Source organism: Nocardiopsis quinghaiensis (assembly GCF_008638365.1).
GTDB classification, from domain to species: domain Bacteria; phylum Actinomycetota; class Actinomycetes; order Streptosporangiales; family Streptosporangiaceae; genus Nocardiopsis; species Nocardiopsis quinghaiensis.
The window spans coordinates 318,096-335,992 of record NZ_VWVU01000001.1 but is presented as its reverse complement, the minus strand read 5'-3'; the positions used below and the strand labels follow the sequence as shown (position 1 = coordinate 335,992).

At 67.5% G+C, this 17,897-nt stretch carries 12 protein-coding genes; all 12 read right to left on the bottom strand.

The window, feature by feature from the left end:
* Positions 1 to 27: 27 nt before the first annotated feature.
* Entirely contained in the window at positions 28 to 318 is a 291-nt protein-coding gene (gene rplW / locus FYX01_RS06330) for a 50S ribosomal protein L23 (protein WP_077693165.1), read from the bottom strand.
* A complete protein-coding gene (gene rplD / locus FYX01_RS06325) occupies positions 315 to 986 on the bottom strand; it encodes a 50S ribosomal protein L4 (RefSeq protein ID WP_150238472.1) in 672 nt (223 codons plus the stop codon). The genes rplW and rplD overlap by 4 nt, the downstream gene beginning before the upstream one ends.
* Before the next feature lie 3 nt (positions 987 to 989).
* Positions 990 to 1,640, bottom strand: a complete 651-nt coding sequence (gene rplC / locus FYX01_RS06320) for a 50S ribosomal protein L3 (protein ID WP_150238471.1) — start codon at positions 1,638 to 1,640, stop codon at positions 990 to 992.
* 12 nt (positions 1,641 to 1,652) lie between these two features.
* Entirely contained in the window at positions 1,653 to 1,961 is a 309-nt protein-coding gene (rpsJ, locus tag FYX01_RS06315) for a 30S ribosomal protein S10 (protein ID WP_013156110.1), read from the bottom strand.
* Positions 1,962 to 2,219: 258 nt separating this feature from the next.
* Complete coding sequence (gene tuf, locus FYX01_RS06310) at positions 2,220 to 3,413, bottom strand: elongation factor Tu (RefSeq protein WP_150238468.1); 1,194 nt, start codon at positions 3,411 to 3,413, stop codon at positions 2,220 to 2,222.
* Between the two features lie 81 nt (positions 3,414 to 3,494).
* Positions 3,495 to 5,609 (bottom strand): elongation factor G, encoded by a 2,115-nt coding sequence (fusA, locus tag FYX01_RS06305; protein ID WP_150238466.1) that lies wholly within the window; start codon positions 5,607 to 5,609, stop codon positions 3,495 to 3,497.
* 38 nt (positions 5,610 to 5,647) lie between these two features.
* Complete coding sequence (rpsG, locus tag FYX01_RS06300; RefSeq protein ID WP_077693160.1) at positions 5,648 to 6,118, bottom strand: 30S ribosomal protein S7; 471 nt, start codon at positions 6,116 to 6,118, stop codon at positions 5,648 to 5,650.
* A gap of 2 nt (positions 6,119 to 6,120) precedes the next feature.
* Complete coding sequence (rpsL, locus tag FYX01_RS06295; protein ID WP_040274940.1) at positions 6,121 to 6,492, bottom strand: 30S ribosomal protein S12; 372 nt, start codon at positions 6,490 to 6,492, stop codon at positions 6,121 to 6,123.
* Between the two features lie 462 nt (positions 6,493 to 6,954).
* Entirely contained in the window at positions 6,955 to 9,219 is a 2,265-nt protein-coding gene (locus FYX01_RS06290) for a hypothetical protein (RefSeq protein ID WP_150238464.1), read from the bottom strand.
* Between the two features lie 133 nt (positions 9,220 to 9,352).
* Positions 9,353 to 13,231, bottom strand: a complete 3,879-nt coding sequence (locus tag FYX01_RS06285; protein WP_150238462.1) for a DNA-directed RNA polymerase subunit beta' — start codon at positions 13,229 to 13,231, stop codon at positions 9,353 to 9,355.
* A 34-nt stretch (positions 13,232 to 13,265) separates the two neighbouring features.
* Positions 13,266 to 16,733, bottom strand: coding sequence for a DNA-directed RNA polymerase subunit beta (gene rpoB, locus FYX01_RS06280; RefSeq protein ID WP_150238461.1), 3,468 nt, complete (start codon positions 16,731 to 16,733; stop codon positions 13,266 to 13,268).
* Between the two features lie 762 nt (positions 16,734 to 17,495).
* The gene (gene rplL, locus FYX01_RS06275; RefSeq protein WP_150238459.1) at positions 17,496 to 17,879 is read right to left on the bottom strand and encodes a 50S ribosomal protein L7/L12; all 384 of its coding nucleotides are present in this window, start codon (positions 17,877 to 17,879) and stop codon (positions 17,496 to 17,498) included.
* Positions 17,880 to 17,897: the final 18 nt, after the last annotated feature.

The following is a 17,897-nucleotide window of genomic DNA, read 5'->3' as shown; positions in this document are numbered from 1 at the left end:
GGTGTGTAGCGGTCAGACCCGGAAAGGTCAGACACCGAAGATGTCGATCCGGTCGCCCTCGGCGACGCTGACGATCGCGCGCTTGGTGTCGGGACGCTTCCCGTAACCGAAGCGGGTGCGCTTGCGCTTACCCTTGCGGTTGATCGTGTTCACGCTCGTGACCTTCACCTCGAAGATCTTCTCGATCGCGATCTTGATCTGGGTCTTGTTGGCGTCCGGGCTGACGATGAACGTGTACTTGTTCTCGTCCATGAGCCCGTAGCTCTTCTCGGAGATCACCGGCTCGACGATGATGTCCCGGTGGTCGGCGATCCTCACTGGTCGTCCTCCTCGGACTGCGCGGCCTTGGAGGCACCGGCCGCGTGGGCCAGGAACTCGGCGTAGCCCGCCTCGGTGAAGACCACGTCGTCCGAGTAGAGGACGTCGTAGGTGTTCACCTGGTCCGCGTCGAGGATGTGCACCTCTTCGAGGTTGCGCAGGGCGCGCCGGTTGTGCTCGTCGTCGCGGGCCAGGACCACCAGGACCTTGTCGGACTCGGTGACCTGACGCAGCGCCTTCAGAGCGTTCTGCGTGAGCTTGCTCTCCACGCCCTCGGCCACGAACTGGCTGACGACGTGGATGCGGCCGTGGCGCGCCCGGTCCGAGAGGGCACCGCGCAGGGCGGCGGCCTTCATCTTCTTCGGGGTGCGCTGGCCGTAGTCGCGTGGCTGGGGTCCGTGGACCGTGCCGCCGCCGGTGTACTGCGGGGCGCGGATGGAACCCTGGCGGGCCCGGCCGGTGCCCTTCTGCCGGTAGGGCTTCTTGCCACCGCCGCGAACCTCGCCGCGGGTCTTGGTGGCGTGGGTGCCCTGGCGGCCAGCGGCGAGCTGGGCGTTCACGACCTGGTGGATCAGCGGAATGCTGATCTGCTGGGCGAAGACGCTCTCCGGCAGCTCAACGCTGCCCTTGGCGCCGCCCTCGGGGTTCTTGACCTCGATCTCGGCCATGGCTTACTTGTCCCCCTTCACAGCGGTGCGGACGAGCACCAGACCGCCGTTGGGACCGGGGACGGCACCCTTGACCAGGATGAGTCCCTTCTCCGTGTCCACGGAGTGAACGGTCAGGTTCTGGACGGTCTTGCGCACGTTGCCCATGCGACCGGCCATCCGCATGCCCTTGAAAACGCGGCCGGGTGTGGCGCAGCCGCCGATGGAGCCGGGTGAGCGGTGCTTGCGCTGCGTACCGTGCGAGGCGGAGAGACCACGGAAACCGTGGCGCTTCATCACACCGGCGAAGCCCTTGCCCTTGCTCTTGCCCGTAACGTCGACCGTCTGGCCGCTCTCGAAGCTGTCCGCGGCGACCTCCTGGCCGAGCGTGTACTCGGAGGCGTCCGTGGTGCGGACCTCGACGTAGTGCCGGCGCGGGGTCAGATCATGCTTGCGCAGGTAGTCGCCGAGCGGCTTGTTTACCTTGCGCGGGTTGATCTGCCCGTAGCCGATTTGGACAGCCGAGTAGCCATCGGTGTCCGGAGTCCGGATGCGGCTCACGACGCACGGACCGGCCTTCAGAACCGTCACGGGCACCATACGTCCCGCGTCGTCGAAGACCTGGGTCATGCCGAGCTTTTCGCCCAGAACTCCCTTGATCTGCTTGGTGGCCATGTCTGTGCGTCCTTAAAGCTTGATCTCGATGTCAACGCCGGCCGGGAGGTCGAGCCGCATAAGCGAGTCCACCGTCTTCGGCGTGGGGTCGATGATGTCGATCAGCCGCTTGTGGGTGCGCATCTCGAAATGCTCGCGCGAGTCCTTGTACTTGTGCGGCGATCGGATGACGCAGTAAACGTTTTTCTCCGTCGGCAGCGGCACCGGGCCCGCGACCTGTGCGCCGGTTCGCGTCACAGTTTCGACGATCTTGCGCGCCGAGCTGTCGATGACCTCGTGGTCATAGGCCTTTAGCCGAATGCGGATCTTCTGTCCCGCCATATGGCCTGTTCGTCCTTCGCTTCAGTGTCTGCAACGGTGAACTGTCCGGTCACAGACGCCCAGGCCCGGCAGAAGTCCGCCGTGTAGCCGTGAGCCCCTATTTCCTTGAGAAACCGCAACAGGGATTGCCCCTGCGGTGCGTCACCGCCACAGAGCCCGATGACGTCTTGTGTGTGGCGGGCGGGCCACCGGTGGGGGCGGCCCCGCCCGCCACGCCCGGGACGGCTCCGTACGGAGCCGTCACCCGGCGTGTGTGTACTACTTGTTGATCTTCGTGACGCGACCGGCGCCCACGGTCCGGCCACCCTCGCGGATGGCGAACTTCAGGCCCTCTTCCATCGCGACCGGCTGGATCAGCTGGACGGACATCTCGGTGTTGTCACCGGGCATGACCATCTCAGTGCCCTCCGGCAGCGTCACGACGCCGGTGACGTCCGTGGTGCGGAAGTAGAACTGCGGGCGGTAGTTGTTGAAGAACGGCGTGTGGCGGCCACCCTCGTCCTTGGACAGGATGACGACCTGGGCCTCGAACTCGGTGTGCGGGGTGGTCGTGCCGGGCTTGATGATGACCTGGCCGCGCTCGACGTCCTCGCGCTTGGTGCCACGCAGGAGCAGACCGACGTTGTCGCCGGCCTGGCCCTGGTCGAGCAGCTTACGGAACATCTCGACACCGGTGACCGTGGTGGTCTGCTTGTCTTCCTTGATGCCCACGATGTCAACGGTCTCGTTGACGTTGATGACACCGCGCTCGATGCGACCGGTGACGACGGTGCCGCGACCGGTGATCGAGAAGACGTCCTCGATCGGCATCAGGAAGGGCTTGTCGGTGTCACGCTCGGGCTCGGGAATGAAGCTGTCCACGGTGCCCATGAGCTGCAGGATGGAGTCGGTCCACTGCTGCTCGCCCTCGAGCGCCTTCAGAGCCGAGACCTTGGTGACGGGAACGTCGTCACCGGGGAACTCGTACTCGCTGAGGAGCTCACGGACCTCGAGCTCGACGAGCTCGAAGATCTCGTCGTCGTCGACCATGTCGGCCTTGTTCAGGGCGACGACGATCGCGGGGACGCCGACCTGGCGGGCCAGGAGCACGTGCTCCTTGGTCTGCGGCATCGGGCCGTCGGTGGCGGCCACGACCAGGATGGCGCCGTCCATCTGCGCCGCACCGGTGATCATGTTCTTCACGTAGTCGGCGTGGCCGGGGCAGTCGACGTGAGCGTAGTGACGCTCCTCGGTCTGGTACTCGACGTGAGCGACGGAGATGGTGATGCCGCGCTCGCGCTCCTCAGGAGCGTTGTCGATGTCCTCGAACGGGGTGAACGGGTTCAGCTCCGGGTACGCGTCGTGCAGCACCTTGGTGATGGCTGCGGTCAGCGTGGTCTTGCCGTGGTCAATGTGACCGATGGTGCCGATGTTGACGTGCGGCTTAGTCCGCTCGAACTTTTCCTTCGCCACTGGAAGTCTCCTAGACGTACAGAGCTATCTGGGTCCTCCCCCGGCGCGTGACCGGGGATCGGATTGGTTACGTGTCCGCGACTACTCGCCGCGGACCTTCGCCACAATTTCTTGGGCGACAGCGGACGGAACCTCCGCGTAGGAGTCGAACACCATCGAGTAGTTGGCTCGACCCTGCGTACGGCTGCGCAGGTCACCCACGTAGCCGAACATTTCCGAGAGGGGCACCTGGGCCTTGACGAGACGGACGCCGGAACGCTCGTCCATGGACTGAATCTGTCCACGGCGGGAGTTCAGGTCACCGATGACGTCGCCCATGTACTCCTCGGGAGTGGTGACCTCGACGGCCATGACCGGCTCCAGGAGAGTCGGCTTGGCCAGCTTGACGGCCTCCTTGAAGGCCATCGAACCGGCGGTCTTGAACGCCATCTCGGAGGAGTCGACCTCGTGGTACTGGCCGTCCTGCAGCGTCACCTTGATGCCGACGAGCGGGTAGTGCGCGAGCACGCCCAGCTCAGCGGCCTCCTGGCAGCCGGTGTCGACCGACGGGATGTACTCCCGGGGGATGCGGCCACCGGTGACTGCGTTGACGAACTCGTAGCCCGAGGCGTCGCCGTCCTCGCCCTTGAGGGGCTCAAGGTCGATCTTGACCTTGGCGAACTGGCCCGATCCACCGGTCTGCTTCTTGTGGACGTAGGTGTGCCCCTCGACCTTCTTGCGAATGGTCTCGCGGTAGGCCACCTGGGGCTTGCCGATGTTCGCCTCGACCTTGAAGTCGTCGCGCATGCGGTTGACGAGGACCTCGAGGTGCAGCTCGCCCATACCGGAGATCACGGTCTGGCCGGTCTGCTCGTCCGTGGCGACCTGGAACGAGGGGTCCTCGTCCGCGAGACGCTGGATCGCGATGCCCAGCTTCTCCTGGTCGCTCTTGGTCTTGGGCTCGATGGCCACCTCGATGACCGGAGCCGGGAAGGTCATGGACTCCAGGACCACCGGGCTGGACGGGTCGCACAGGGTCTCACCGGTCGTGGTGTCCTTCAGACCCATGACGGCGATGATGTCGCCCGCGCCGACCTCGGCGATCTCCTCACGCTTGTTGGAGTGCATGCGGTAGATCTTGCCGATGCGCTCCTTGCGGCCCTTGAGGCTGTTCAGCACCTGGGTGCCGGCCTTCATGACGCCCGAGTAGATACGCACGTAGGTGAGCTTGCCCAGGTGCGGGTCGCTCATGATCTTGAAGACCAGCCCGGAGAACGGCTCGTCGTTGCTCGGCTTGCGGACGAGCTTGGTCTCCTCGGTCTCGTCCTTGGGGTCGTAGCCCTCGACGGACTCGACGTCCATGGGCGAGGGGAGGTAGGCGATGACCGCGTCGAGCAGGGGCTGCACGCCCTTGTTCTTGAACGCGGTGCCGCACAGCACCGGGACGGCCGTACCGGAGATGGTCGCGCGGCGGATCGCGGGGACGAGCTGCTCCGGAGTGGGCTCCTGGCCCTCCAGGTACATCTCCATGATCTCGTCGTCGGCCTCGGCCAGCGTCTCGATGAACTGCTCGCGAGCCTCGCGGGCGGCGTCGACGTGGCTCTCGGGGATGTCGACGGTGTCGTACATCTCGCCGAGCGCGGCCTCCGCGTTCCAGACGTAGGCCTTCATCAGCACCAGGTCGATGACGCCCTTGAAGTCGCTCTCGGCACCGATGTTGAGCTGGATCGGCATGGCGTTGGCGCCGAGGCGCTCACGGAACATGTCGACACAGCGCTGGAACTCGGCGCCGATCTTGTCCATCTTGTTGACGAAGCAGATGCGCGGAACGCCGTAGCGGTCAGCCTGGCGCCAGACCTGCTCCGACTGGGGCTCGACGCCTTCCTTGGCGTCGAAGACCGCGACAGCACCGTCGAGAACACGCAGCGAACGCTCGACCTCGACCGTGAAGTCGACGTGGCCGGGCGTGTCGATGATGTTGATGGTGTGGTCGTCCCAGTGGGTGGTGGTAGCAGCCGAGGTAATGGTGATACCCCGCTCCTGCTCCTCCTTCATCCAGTCCATCGTGGCGGCGCCGTCGTGGACCTCACCCACCTTGTGGGTGACACCGGTGTAGTAGAGGATCCGCTCAGTCGTCGTGGTCTTACCCGCGTCGATGTGAGCCATGATCCCGATGTTGCGGACCTTGGCCAGGTCAAGAACAGTCTTAGCAGCCATGAGGCTCGTCGTCCCTCGGTCTTTTTCGTTCCGCCGCTTTACCAGCGGTAGTGCGCGAAGGCCTTGTTCGACTCGGCCATCTTGTGCGTGTCCTCACGCTTCTTGACGGCCGCGCCGAGACCGTTGCTGGCGTCGACCAGCTCGTTCATGAGGCGCTCGGTCATGGTCTTCTCGCGGCGCTTGCGCGCGAAGGAGACCAGCCAGCGCAGGGCCAGCGTGGTGGACCGGGAGGCGCGGACCTCGACCGGCACCTGGTAGGTCGCGCCACCGACACGGCGGCTGCGGACCTCCAGCGCGGGCTTGACGTTGTCCAGCCCTCGCTTGAGAACGACGAGCGGGTCCTGGCCGGTCTTCTCGCGGGCACCCTCCAGGGCGTCGTAGACGACGCTCTGGGCGATGGAGCGCTTGCCGTCGAGCAGCACCTTGTTGATCAGTGCGGTGACGAGCGGCGAGCCGTAGACCGGGTCGGTGATGAGCTGGCGCTTCGGCGCCGGGCCCTTGCGCGGCATACTTACTTCTCCTTCTTGGCGCCGTAGCGGCTACGCGCCTGCTTGCGGTTGCGAACACCCTGGGTGTCGAGCGAACCGCGGACAATTCGGTAGCGGACACCCGGCAGGTCCTTCACACGGCCACCGCGCACGAGCACGATGCTGTGCTCCTGGAGGTTGTGGCCGATGCCGGGGATGTAGGCCGTGACCTCGATACCGCTGCTCAGCCTCACTCGGGCGACCTTGCGCAGAGCGGAGTTCGGCTTCTTCGGCGTAGTGGTGTAGACACGCGTGCACACACCACGACGCTGCGGACTCCCCTTCAGCGCCGGGGTCTTGTTCTTTGCGACCTTGTCCTGTCGGCCCTTACGGACCAGCTGCTGGATGGTGGGCACCGCGTCTCCGTCTTCCTCGTGACCTACGCCGGTTCTCGTAGCCGATATCGCTATTGACCTGCTGGATTTCCCGAACATCCCCGACCCACGATGTCGGGCGTGTCGCATTCGTTCCCGCGCATGGCGAAAAGGCGTTCACATCCGGCACGGGGCCGATCATGGGAGGGGGCTCACATGCGCCGCGCACCGTAGGCCCGCATCTGCTGGGACCGGGGCGCCGCACACGCACGTGTGACCCGTCGACTCACGGGCACAATCACACAGGTTACCGTTTGCCGGCATGGCGGTCAAAACGGTGTGCGACACGGCGAGAACCGTGGAACCGGTCTCGCACAGCCGTGGGTCATGACCAGTCTACGCGGTCCCGGGATTGCTTCGTACCCGATTTCCCCCGGGAAACAGCCGAAGGCGAACCGGCCGCCTTCCTGAGGACTCATTGTCGCCGAAAGGCGGCCGTTCGCGCTACAGGATCAGCCAGAGGGCGACGGAGATCACCGTCACCAGGATGCCGAGCACGGCGAAGACCGTGCCCGCAGTGATCAGACCGAGCCCGTCCAACTGCCCGCGGGACTCGCGGATCTGCTTCTTCGCCTTGGGACCGGTGACCAGCAGCGCCGCGAGGGCCGCGGCCAGGCCCACGCCCGGGAGCAGCGAGGCCACGCCCAGCCACAGGGTGAGGACCGCTCCCCGCTCGGTGTCGGCCAGGAAGTCGATGTTGTCGTAGCCGGGGTACGGGTCGCCGGGATCGCCGCCCAGGGGGCTGTCCTCGAAACCGGGGAAGTCCCCGGCGATGGGGTCCCTGCGCCGCCTCCGGCCCGCCGGAACCTCGGACATGCCGTAGTCCGCCGGGGTGAAGCCGTCGTCGTACTCCGGCTCCTCCGTCCCCTCCGCCCCGCCGTCGTACCCGGGCTCCTCGGGTCCGTCGTCGTACGCGGGCCCGTCCGGGACCGCCTCGTACGCGGGCCCGTCCGGCGTCGCGTCGTACCCGTATTCGCCCGGCGCCGCGTCGTACCCGTACTCGTCCGGACCGTCGTCGTACCCGTCCTCCCGGACCCGGCCGTACCCGGGCTCCCGGTGGTCCTCCCAGTCGCCGGCGTCGAACATCCGGGTCGCGTCGTCCGGCTCCTCGTCCCTGGACCGGGCACGCGTCTGCATGTCGGCGATCGCGGCCAGGGGGTCGTCCGACGCGGGAACCGCCGCGGAGAGTTCGCCGGTGTCGGGTTCTCCCCAGCCGGAGGTCCCGGACTGCCCCGCGGTGGACTCACGGCGTCGCTGCCCGGCCTCCCGGACCGCGTCCGGAAGCCGGGAATCGTCACGGCCGAACACCCAGGTGTTGCCGGCCCCCGAGCCCGGAGCCGGGGGCGAGAGCTCGTCCCCGTGCCTGTCGGTCCACGACTCGTTGGCACCCGACCCGGCCCAGCCGTCGCTCTCCCGGGGGGGCGTCCACGAGTCAAGGCCGTGGGTGCCCGCTGCGGACGCGTCGGCCCCCCAGGAGTCCGCGCCCAGCTCGTCGGCGTCCCAGGGTCGTCCCCGCGGCCCGCCGTCCCCGAGGGGATCGTCGGCGTCCCAAGATCGGCCGCCGGGCTCGCCGGCTCCGCCGGCGGGATTGTCGGCGCTCCAGGTGGGGGAACCGAGCTCGTCGCCGTCCCACGGCTGTCCGCCTGCGGGGGCCTCAGCACCCCGCTCGCCGAAGCCACGTGTGGTGTCGACGTTCGCGGACGCGTCCCAGGCGGGGGGACCGAGCTCGTCGGCGGTGTCCCCGGCCCAGGCGGGGGAAGCCTGTTCCCGGGCGGTGCTCCAGGGCTGGTCGTCGGTCGGTCCGGCACCGGAGGGGTCCGCGGCCCCGTGCGTGGAGGACGGCGCGTCCCAGGCGGTGTCACGACCGCCCGGTCCGGGACCGGGCGCGTCCTCCTCCACTCCCCGGTCGGCGTCCCACGGCTGGCCGACGGGGACACCGGTACCCGAGGACCAGGTGTCCGCGCCGGGCTCGTCGGCTCCACCGACGGGAGCGTCGCCGGCGCCCCAGGCGGGGGAGCCCAGCTCGTCGCCGTCCCACGGCTGCCCGCCTGCGGTGTTCCACGGGGTGGAGCCGTCCGGAGCGTCGCCGTCCCGGGGCCGTCCGCCGACGGCCCCGTCACCGGGAGCCACGGCGGGGGCGTCTCCGTCCCAGGCGCGCGTGCCCCCGTCCCACGGTTGGTCGAGGGGCACGGAAGCGTCCCAGGCGGAGGCCCCGGAGTCCGTGTCGTGTTCGTCGAAGTCCGTCTGAGCGGTGTCGGCTCCTCGGGAGTGGTCCCAGGCTCCCGGGGCGGGAAACTCCTGGTTCTGCGGACCTTCGGGCCAGGAATCGGCCCGGCCGCCCTCGGCGGGGTCCTCGGGGAGGGGAACCCGTGCGCTGGCCGCCACGCTCGGCAGGTTCGGCTCCTCAGGATCCTCCGACTCTCCCGGGATCCTGGTCAACGGCTGGTAGGCCGACGCCCCGGCTCCCGGGTAGGAGATGCCGTTGGAGGGCGGAGGGCCGCCCAGCGCCTCCGGATACGGCTCCACCAGAGCCGGTCGGGACGAACTCAGCCCCGTGTACCCCCCGCTGTCGGGAAAGACCGTCCCCTCGGTCTCCTCGCCTTCGAGCGGATCCTCGTACTCCGACTGTGTGAGATAGCGGTTCTCGCTCGGCTTGAACCACGAGTCCTCCGCACCGGAGTTCCGACGCTCGCCCCCGTTATCAGTCACCTGTGCCTCTTCCGCCAGCGCAGTAGCGCGATCTCCCGTCCGCGTCAGCGGACCCTCCACGCGGCGACGGCGGCGGTACCACCCCCTGGAGGGGGGTGGCGTCCCGCCGCCGTCAGCTCAGCAAACCACTCTCTTACCTGTTGTACGGCCCGAAGTCGTACTCCTCCAGCGGGACGGCCTCGCCCGAGCCCTGACCGAAGGTGTACTCGCTCGGCTCCTCGTACCCGGAGACCGAGTACATCGAGGCCTTGGCCTCCTCGGTCGGCTCCACCCGGACGTTGCGGTACTGCGGAATGCCGGTACCGGCCGGGATGAGCTTACCGATGATGACGTTCTCCTTGAGGCCGAGCAGAGGATCGCTCTTGCCGTGGATCGCGTTCTCGGTGAGCACCCGGGTGGTCTCCTGGAAGGAGGCCGCGGACAGCCAGGACTCCGTGGCCAGCGAGGCCTTGGTGATACCCAGCAGCACCGGGCGCCCGGCCGCGGGCTGGCCGCCCTCGGACACGACGCGGCGGTTGATCCGCTCGAACTTCACCCGCTCGACCATCTCACCGGGCAGCAGCTCGGTGTCGCCGGACTCCAGGATGTTCACCCGCTTGAGCATCTGGCGGACGATGATCTCGATGTGCTTGTCGTGGATGGACACACCCTGCGACTTGTACACCTCCTGGACCTCCGACACCAGGTGCTGCTGCACCGCGCGCGGACCCTGGATGCGCAGGATCTCGTGCGGGTTGATCGCACCCTGGATCAGCTGCTGACCGACCTTGACGTGGTCGCCGTCGGTGACCAGCAGCTGGGCACGCATCGGGACCGGGTAGGCGATCTCGTCCGTGCCGTCGTCGGGGATGACGACGATCTTGCGGCTCTTCTCGGTGTCGTCGATCCGGACCCGGCCCTCCATCTCGGAGATCGGGGCCACACCCTTGGGGACGCGGGCCTCGAAGAGCTCCTGGACACGGGGCAGACCGTGGGTGATGTCCTGACCCGCGGAACCGCCCATGTGGAAGGTACGCATGGTCAGCTGGGTACCGGGCTCACCGATGGACTGGGCCGCGATGATGCCGATCGCCTCACCGACGTCCACCGGCTTGCCGGTCGCCATGGAGCGGCCGTAGCAGGTGGTGCAGACACCGATCTTCGCCTCACAGGTCAGCGACGAGCGGATGCGGACGCGGGTGAGCCCGGCCTGGACCAGTTCGTCGATGTTCTGCTCGGAGGTGTCGGTCAGCGCGGGCAGGACGACGTTGCCGTCGGCGTCCAGCGCGTCCTCGGAGAGGGTGCGGCCGAAACCGGTGTTCTCCACGTTGTGCCTGCGCACCACGACGCCGGCCGCGTTCTTCTCGCCGATCTCGTGCCAGATGGAGCGGTCGGTACCGCAGTCGATCTCGCGGACGATGACGTCCTGCGCGACGTCCACCAGACGACGGGTCAGGTAACCCGAGTCGGCGGTACGCAGGGCGGTGTCGGCCAGACCCTTGCGCTGGCCGTGCGTGGAGATGAAGTACTCCAGCACGGACAGGCCCTCACGGTAGGAGGACTTGATCGGACGCGGGATCGTCTCACCCTTGGTGTTGGAGACCAGGCCACGGATACCCGCGATCTGGCGCACCTGCATCGGGTTACCGCGGGCGCCCGACTGGACCATCATCCACACCGGGTTGTCGGCGGGGAAGTTGTCCTCCATGTTCTGGGCGACCTCGGTGGTGGCCTGGGTCCACACCTCGGTGAGCTCCTGGCGGCGCTCGTCGTCGGTGATCAGGCCGCGGTCGTACTCCCGCTGGATCTTGTCGGCCTTGCGCTCGTACCCCTCCAGGATCTCGGCCTTGCGCGGAGGCGCGACGACGTCCTCGATGCCGATGGTCAGGCCGGACCGGGTGGCCCAGCGGTAGCCGGCGTCCTTGAGGGCGTCCAGGGTCGTGGCGACCTGGACCTTCGGGTAGTTCTCGGCGAGGTCGTTGACCAGGGCCGAGACCTGCTTCTTGCCCACCTGGAAGTTGACGTACGGATAGTCGACCGGGGTGGTCTCGTTGAACAGGTACCGGCCCAGGGTGGTCTCCAGCAGGTAGTCGTCACCCTGCTGCCAGCCCTCCGGCGGCGTCCAGTCCTTCGGCGCCGGGGCGCCGTCGGCGATCCGCAGGTTGATCCTCGCCTGCAGGTGGAGGTCACCCAGGTCGTAGGCCATGAGCGCCTCGGACGGGGAGAGGAACGAGCGCCCCTCGCCCCGGGCGCCGGCCTTCTCCGTCGTCAGGTAGTACAGACCGATGATCATGTCCTGGGTGGGCATGGTCACGGGCTTGCCGTCGGACGGCTTGAGGATGTTGTTGGTCGCCAGCATCAGCAGTCGCGCCTCGGCCTGGGCCTCGGCGGACAGCGGCAGGTGCACGGCCATCTGGTCACCGTCGAAGTCGGCGTTGAACGCCGTGCACACGAGCGGGTGGATCTGGATGGCCTTGCCCTCGACGAGCTGCGGCTCGAAGGCCTGGATGCCCAGGCGGTGCAGCGTCGGAGCGCGGTTCAGCATCACCGGGTGCTCGGTGATGACCTCTTCGAGGACGTCCCACACCACGGGGCGGGACCGCTCCACCATGCGCTTGGCGCTCTTGATGTTCTGCGCGTGGTTCAGGTCGACCAGGCGCTTCATCACGAACGGCTTGAACAGCTCCAGCGCCATCTGCTTGGGCAGACCGCACTGGTGCAGCTTCAGCTGCGGGCCGACGACGATGACCGAACGGCCGGAGTAGTCGACGCGCTTACCGAGCAGGTTCTGGCGGAAGCGGCCCTGCTTGCCCTTGAGCATGTCGGACAGCGACTTGAGCGGGCGGTTGCCGGGACCGGTGACCGGGCGGCCGCGGCGGCCGTTGTCGAACAGTGCGTCGACGGCCTCCTGCAGCATCCGCTTCTCGTTGTTGACGATGATCTCGGGCGCGCCGAGGTCGAGCAGCCGCTTGAGGCGGTTGTTGCGGTTGATGACACGGCGGTACAGGTCGTTGAGGTCGGAGGTCGCGAAGCGGCCACCGTCCAGCTGCACCATGGGACGCAGGTCCGGCGGAATGACCGGGATGCAGTCCAGCACCATGCCCATGGGGCTGTTGGTGGTGTTGAGGAACGCCGAGACGACCTTGAGCCGCTTCAGGGCGCGGGCCTTCTTCTGGCCCTTGCCGGTGCGGATGGTCTCGCGGAGCTTCTCGGCCTCGGCGTCCAGCTCGAAGTTGGCGAGCCGGTCCTGGATGGCCTGGGCGCCCATGCCGCCGCGGAAGTACTTCCCGAAGCGGTCCCGCATCTCGCGGTAGAGCATCTCGTCGCCCTCGAGGTCCTGGACCTTGAGGTTCTTGAACCGGTTCCAGACCTCGTCGAGGCGGTCGATCTCCCGCTGGGCGCGGTCGCGGAGCTGGCGCATCTCGCGCTCGGCGCCCTCGCGCACCTTGCGGCGGGCGTCGCCCTTGGCGCCCTGCTCCTCGAGCTCGGCCAGGTCGGCCTCGAGCTTGCGGTGCCGCTCCTCGACGGTGGAGTCGCGGCGCTGCTCCAGGTGCTGCTTCTCCACCGAGATCCGCGCCTCCAGGGACTGGAGGTCGCGCTCACGGGCCTCGGTGTCCACCCACGTGACCATGTAGGCGGCGAAGTAGATGATCTTCTCGAGATCCTTCGGCGCGAGGTCGAGCAGGTAGCCCAGGCGGGAGGGCACACCCTTGAAGTACCAGATGTGCGTGACGGGAGCGGCCAGCTCGATGTGGCCCATCCGCTCACGGCGCACCTTGGCGCGGGTCACCTCGACGCCGCAGCGCTCACAGATGATGCCCTTGAAGCGGACGCGCTTGTACTTGCCGCAGTAGCACTCCCAGTCCCGGGTCGGGCCGAAGATCTTCTCGCAGAAGAGGCCGTCCTTCTCGGGCTTGAGGGTGCGGTAGTTGATGGTTTCTGGCTTCTTGACCTCGCCGTGCGACCACTGGCGGATGTCGTCGGCCGTGGCGAGACCGATGCGCAGCTCGTCGAAGAAGTTGACGTCGAGCACTTAATTCGTCCCCTGCTCTCGAAGAATGCGGAAGTTAGACCTCTTCGACACTGCTCGGCTCGCGCCTACCCAGGTCGATTCCCAGTTCTTCCGCGGCGCGGAAGACGTCCTCGTCGCTGTCCCGCATCTCGATGGACATACCGTCACTGGACAGCACCTCCACGTTCAGACAGAGCGACTGCATCTCCTTGATGAGCACCTTGAAGGACTCAGGGATGCCCGGCTCGGGGATGTTCTCGCCCTTGACGATGGCCTCGTAGACCTTGACCCGGCCCACCACGTCGTCGGACTTGATGGTGAGCAGCTCCTGGAGTGCGTAGGCGGCGCCGTAGGCCTCCAGCGCCCACACCTCCATCTCACCGAAGCGCTGACCGCCGAACTGCGCCTTGCCGCCCAGCGGCTGCTGGGTGATCATGGAGTACGGGCCGGTGGAGCGCGCGTGGATCTTGTCGTCCACGAGGTGGTGGAGCTTGAGGATGTACTTGTAGCCGACGGAGATCGGCTCGGCGAACGGCTCACCGGTGCGGCCGTCGAACAGGAGCGCCTTGCCGTCGGAGTTGATCAGGCGGTTGCCGTCCGCGTTGGGACGCACCGACTGGATCAGACCGCTGAGCTCGTCACCGCGCAGGCCGTCGAAGACCGGCGTCGCCACACGGGAGCCCGGCGGCACCTCCGTCGCGCCGATGGCGTCGAGCGACTTCTGCCACTCCTCCTCGGCTCCCTCGACCAGCCAGCCGTTCTTGGCCAGCCAGCCCAGGTGGACCTCCAGTACCTGGCCGACGTTCATACGGCCGGGAACACCCAGCGGGTTGAGGATGATGTCGACCGGGGTGCCGTCCTCCAGGAAGGGCATGTCCTCCTGGGGCAGGATCTTGGAGATGACGCCCTTGTTGCCGTGGCGTCCGGCGAGCTTGTCGCCGTCCGTGATCTTGCGCTTCTGGGCCACGTAGACGCGGACCATCTCGTTGACGCCCGGGGCGAGCTCGTCGCCCTCCTCGCGGCTGAACACGCGGACGCCGATGACCTTGCCGGTCTCGCCGTGCGGCACCTTGAGCGAGGTGTCACGGACCTCGCGCGCCTTCTCACCGAAGATCGCGCGCAGCAGGCGCTCCTCCGGGGTCAGCTCGGTCTCGCCCTTGGGCGTGACCTTGCCGACGAGGATGTCGCCGTCGACGACCTCGGCGCCGATGCGGATGATGCCCCGGTCGTCCAGGTCGGCGAGGACCTCCTCGCTGACGTTGGGGATCTCCCGGGTGATCTCCTCCGGGCCCAGCTTGGTGTCACGGGCGTCGACCTCGTGCTCCTCGATGTGGATCGAGGACAGGACGTCGTCCTGCACCAGGCGCTGGGAGAGGATGATCGCGTCCTCGTAGTTGTGGCCCTCCCAGGACATGTACGCCACGAGCAGGTTCTTGCCCAGCGACATCTCGCCCTGGTCCGTGGAGGGACCGTCGGCGAGGACCTGCTTGGCCTCGACCCGCTGGCCCTCGGCCACGATCGGACGCTGGTTGAAGCAGGTGCCCTGGTTGGAGCGCTGGAACTTGCCCATCCGGTACGTCTTGCGGGTGCCGTCGTCGGCCATCACGGTGACGTAGTCGGCGGTGACGTCCTCGACGACACCGGCCTTCTCGTTGAGGACGACCTCACCGGCGTCGGTCGCGGCGCGGTACTCCATACCGGTGCCGACGAACGGCGACTCGGCGCGCAGCAGCGGCACCGCCTGGCGCTGCATGTTGGAGCCCATGAGCGCGCGGTTGGCGTCGTCGTGCTCCAGGAACGGGATCATGGCGGTGGCGACCGACACCATCTGGCGCGGCGACACGTCCATGTAGTCGACCTCGTCGGTGCTGACCTGCTCGAACTCCCCGCCCTTGCGGCGCACGAGCACGCCCGCCTCGGCGAAACTGCCGTCCGGGTTGGTCGGCGTGTTGGCCTGGGCGATGACGAAGCGGTCCTCCTCGTCCGCGGTGAGGTAGTCCACCTCCTCGCTGACCTTGCCGTCGATGACCCGGCGGTACGGGGTCTCGATGAAACCGAAGGAGTTGACCCGGCCGTAGGCGGCGAGCGAGCCGATCAGGCCGATGTTCGGGCCTTCCGGGGTCTCGATCGGGCACATGCGGCCGTAGTGGGAGGGGTGCACGTCACGGACCTCGAAGCCCGCGCGCTCACGGGACAGACCGCCCGGGCCCAGCGCCGAGAGGCGGCGCTTGTTGGTCAGGCCCGCGAGCGGGTTGGTCTGGTCCATGAACTGCGACATCTGCGAGGTGCCGAAGAACTCCTTGATGGAGGCCACGACGGGGCGGATGTTGATCAGGGTCTGCGGCGTGATCGCCTCGACGTCCTGGGTCGTCATCCGCTCGCGCACGACGCGCTCCATGCGGGCCAGGCCCAGGCGGACCTGGTTCTGGATGAGCTCGCCGACGGTGCGCACACGGCGGTTGCCGAAGTGGTCGATGTCGTCGGTCTCGATCGGGCGGAGGCCGTGGACGGTCTCCTTCTCCACCTCGCCCGCGTGCAGGCGGACCATGTAGTCGATCGTGGCGACGATGTCCTCTTCGGTCAGCGTGCCCTGCGTGTAGTCGGCGTCGAGGCCGAGCTTCTTGTTGATCTTGTAGCGGCCGACCTTGGCGAGGTCGTAGCGCTTGGGGTTGAAGTACAGGTTCTCCAGCAGCGCCTGGGCCGACTCCTTCGTGGGCGGCTCCCCCGGGCGCAGCTTGCGGTAGATGTCCAGCAGGGCGTCGTCGGTGCCCGCGGTCGGATCCTTCTCCAGGGTGTTGCGGATCGACTCGTACTGGCCGAAACGCTCCAGGATCTGGTCCGTCGTCCAGCCCAGCGCCTTGAGCAGGACGGTGACGCCCTGCTTGCGCTTGCGGTCGATGCGGACGCCGACGAAGTCGCGCTTGTCGACCTCGAACTCCAGCCAGGCACCCCGGGACGGGATGACCTTGCAGCCGAAGAGGTCCTTGTCCGAGGTCTTGTCGATCGACTTGTCGAAGTACACGCCCGGTGAGCGAACCAGCTGGGACACGACGACGCGCTCGGTGCCGTTGATGATGAAGGTGCCCTTGACGGTCATGAGCGGGAAGTCGCCCATGAACACCGTCTGGCTCTTGATCTCACCGGTGTCGTTGTTGATGAACTCCGCCGTGACGAACATCGGGGCGGAGTAGGTCATGTCCTTGTCCTTGCACTCCTCTTCGGAGTACTTGGGCGGCTCGAACCGGTGGTCGCGGAACGACAGGGACATCGTGCCCGAGAAGTCCTCGATCGGGCTGATCTCCTCGAAGATCTCTTCGAGACCGGACTGCTCCGGAACGTCCTTGCGGCCAGCGTTTCGGGCTGTTTCAACCCGGGTCTTCCACTTCTCGTTGCCCAGCAGCCAGTCGAACGACGCGGTCTGAAGGGCGAGGAGGTCGGGAACCTCCAGTGGCTCCTGGATACGGGCGAAGGAAACGCGGTGCGGACCAAGGGCGTTAGCGGAGGCGTTGCGCGAGGCTGCCAACAGGGGTCCTTCCGAAGGCTTGTGGCGGTTGAAGCGCGCACGCCAGACGATCCGTCGCGAGAAGGACCGCCGCAACACGGTTGAGACGGTCACATCGTGCGGGAGTGGGCCACCGTATGTTCCGGAAATGGAGTAGGCGGCAGCCGTTCACCGGCACAGGGATCACCAAAGGGCAGCGCAAAAGAGCAGTGTAGCCGAACACCACACCGCTGTCCACTCACGGTCCACAGCGCCACTCACGACACCGGCAGGATGGCCCGTGGAGGGCGATCCGTCAACCCCAACCAGGTGCTTCTCACCTCGAACCTGACTCGCCGGGACGATCCGGGACCGTCTTGGTGGACTGGTGCGCCTGCCCTGGCCCGGGGGTGGAAGCCAACGACATCCGAAGGATTCCCCCGCCGTGAGCGGGTAAACACTTCCTCAGGGCCTCACCAGGATCCTGGGACGGGAGGTTACCGCGTCCGGAGGACAGTTCGCACACGCGCCCCTCACCCGGGTCCGCCCAGCTTCGCACACGCGTCGGGAGGAGCGGTGGCGGACACGGCGCGCGGCGCCCGGCGAGCGCGCACGGCCCTCCCGCAGGTCACCGGGGCGGCGGGCCGCCCCGGAAGGACCGGGCGCGGGGGCCGGGCCGCGAAGGACAGGACCACCGGGCGCCGTTCCGCGAAAGGCCCCGGAAAACACGAAGGCGGCCGCCCCTCCCGGAGGGGAGGGACGGCCGCGCAGCGCAGGCAGCGGGCCTCTGCGGCCCGCGGGGTACTACTTGAGGGTGACGGTGGCGCCGGCGCCCTCGAGGGCGGCCTTGGCCTTGTCAGCGTTCTCCTTGCTGACACCCTCCAGCAGAGCCTTCGGGGCGTTGTCGACCAGGTCCTTGGCCTCCTTGAGGCCCAGGCTCGTGAGGCCGCGGACCTCCTTGATGACCTGGATCTTCTTGTCGCCAGCGGCCTCGAGAACGACGTCGAACTCGCTCTGCTCCTCCTCGGCCTCGGCCTCGGCGCCACCGGTGGGGGCGACGGCCACGGCGGCGGGGGCGGCGGCGGTGACGTCGAACTTGTCCTCGAAGGACTTGACGAACTCGGAGAGCTCGAGAAGGGTCATCTCCTCGAACGCGGCGAGCAGGTCGTCGTTGCTGAGCTTCGCCATGATGCGATCTCTCTTTCT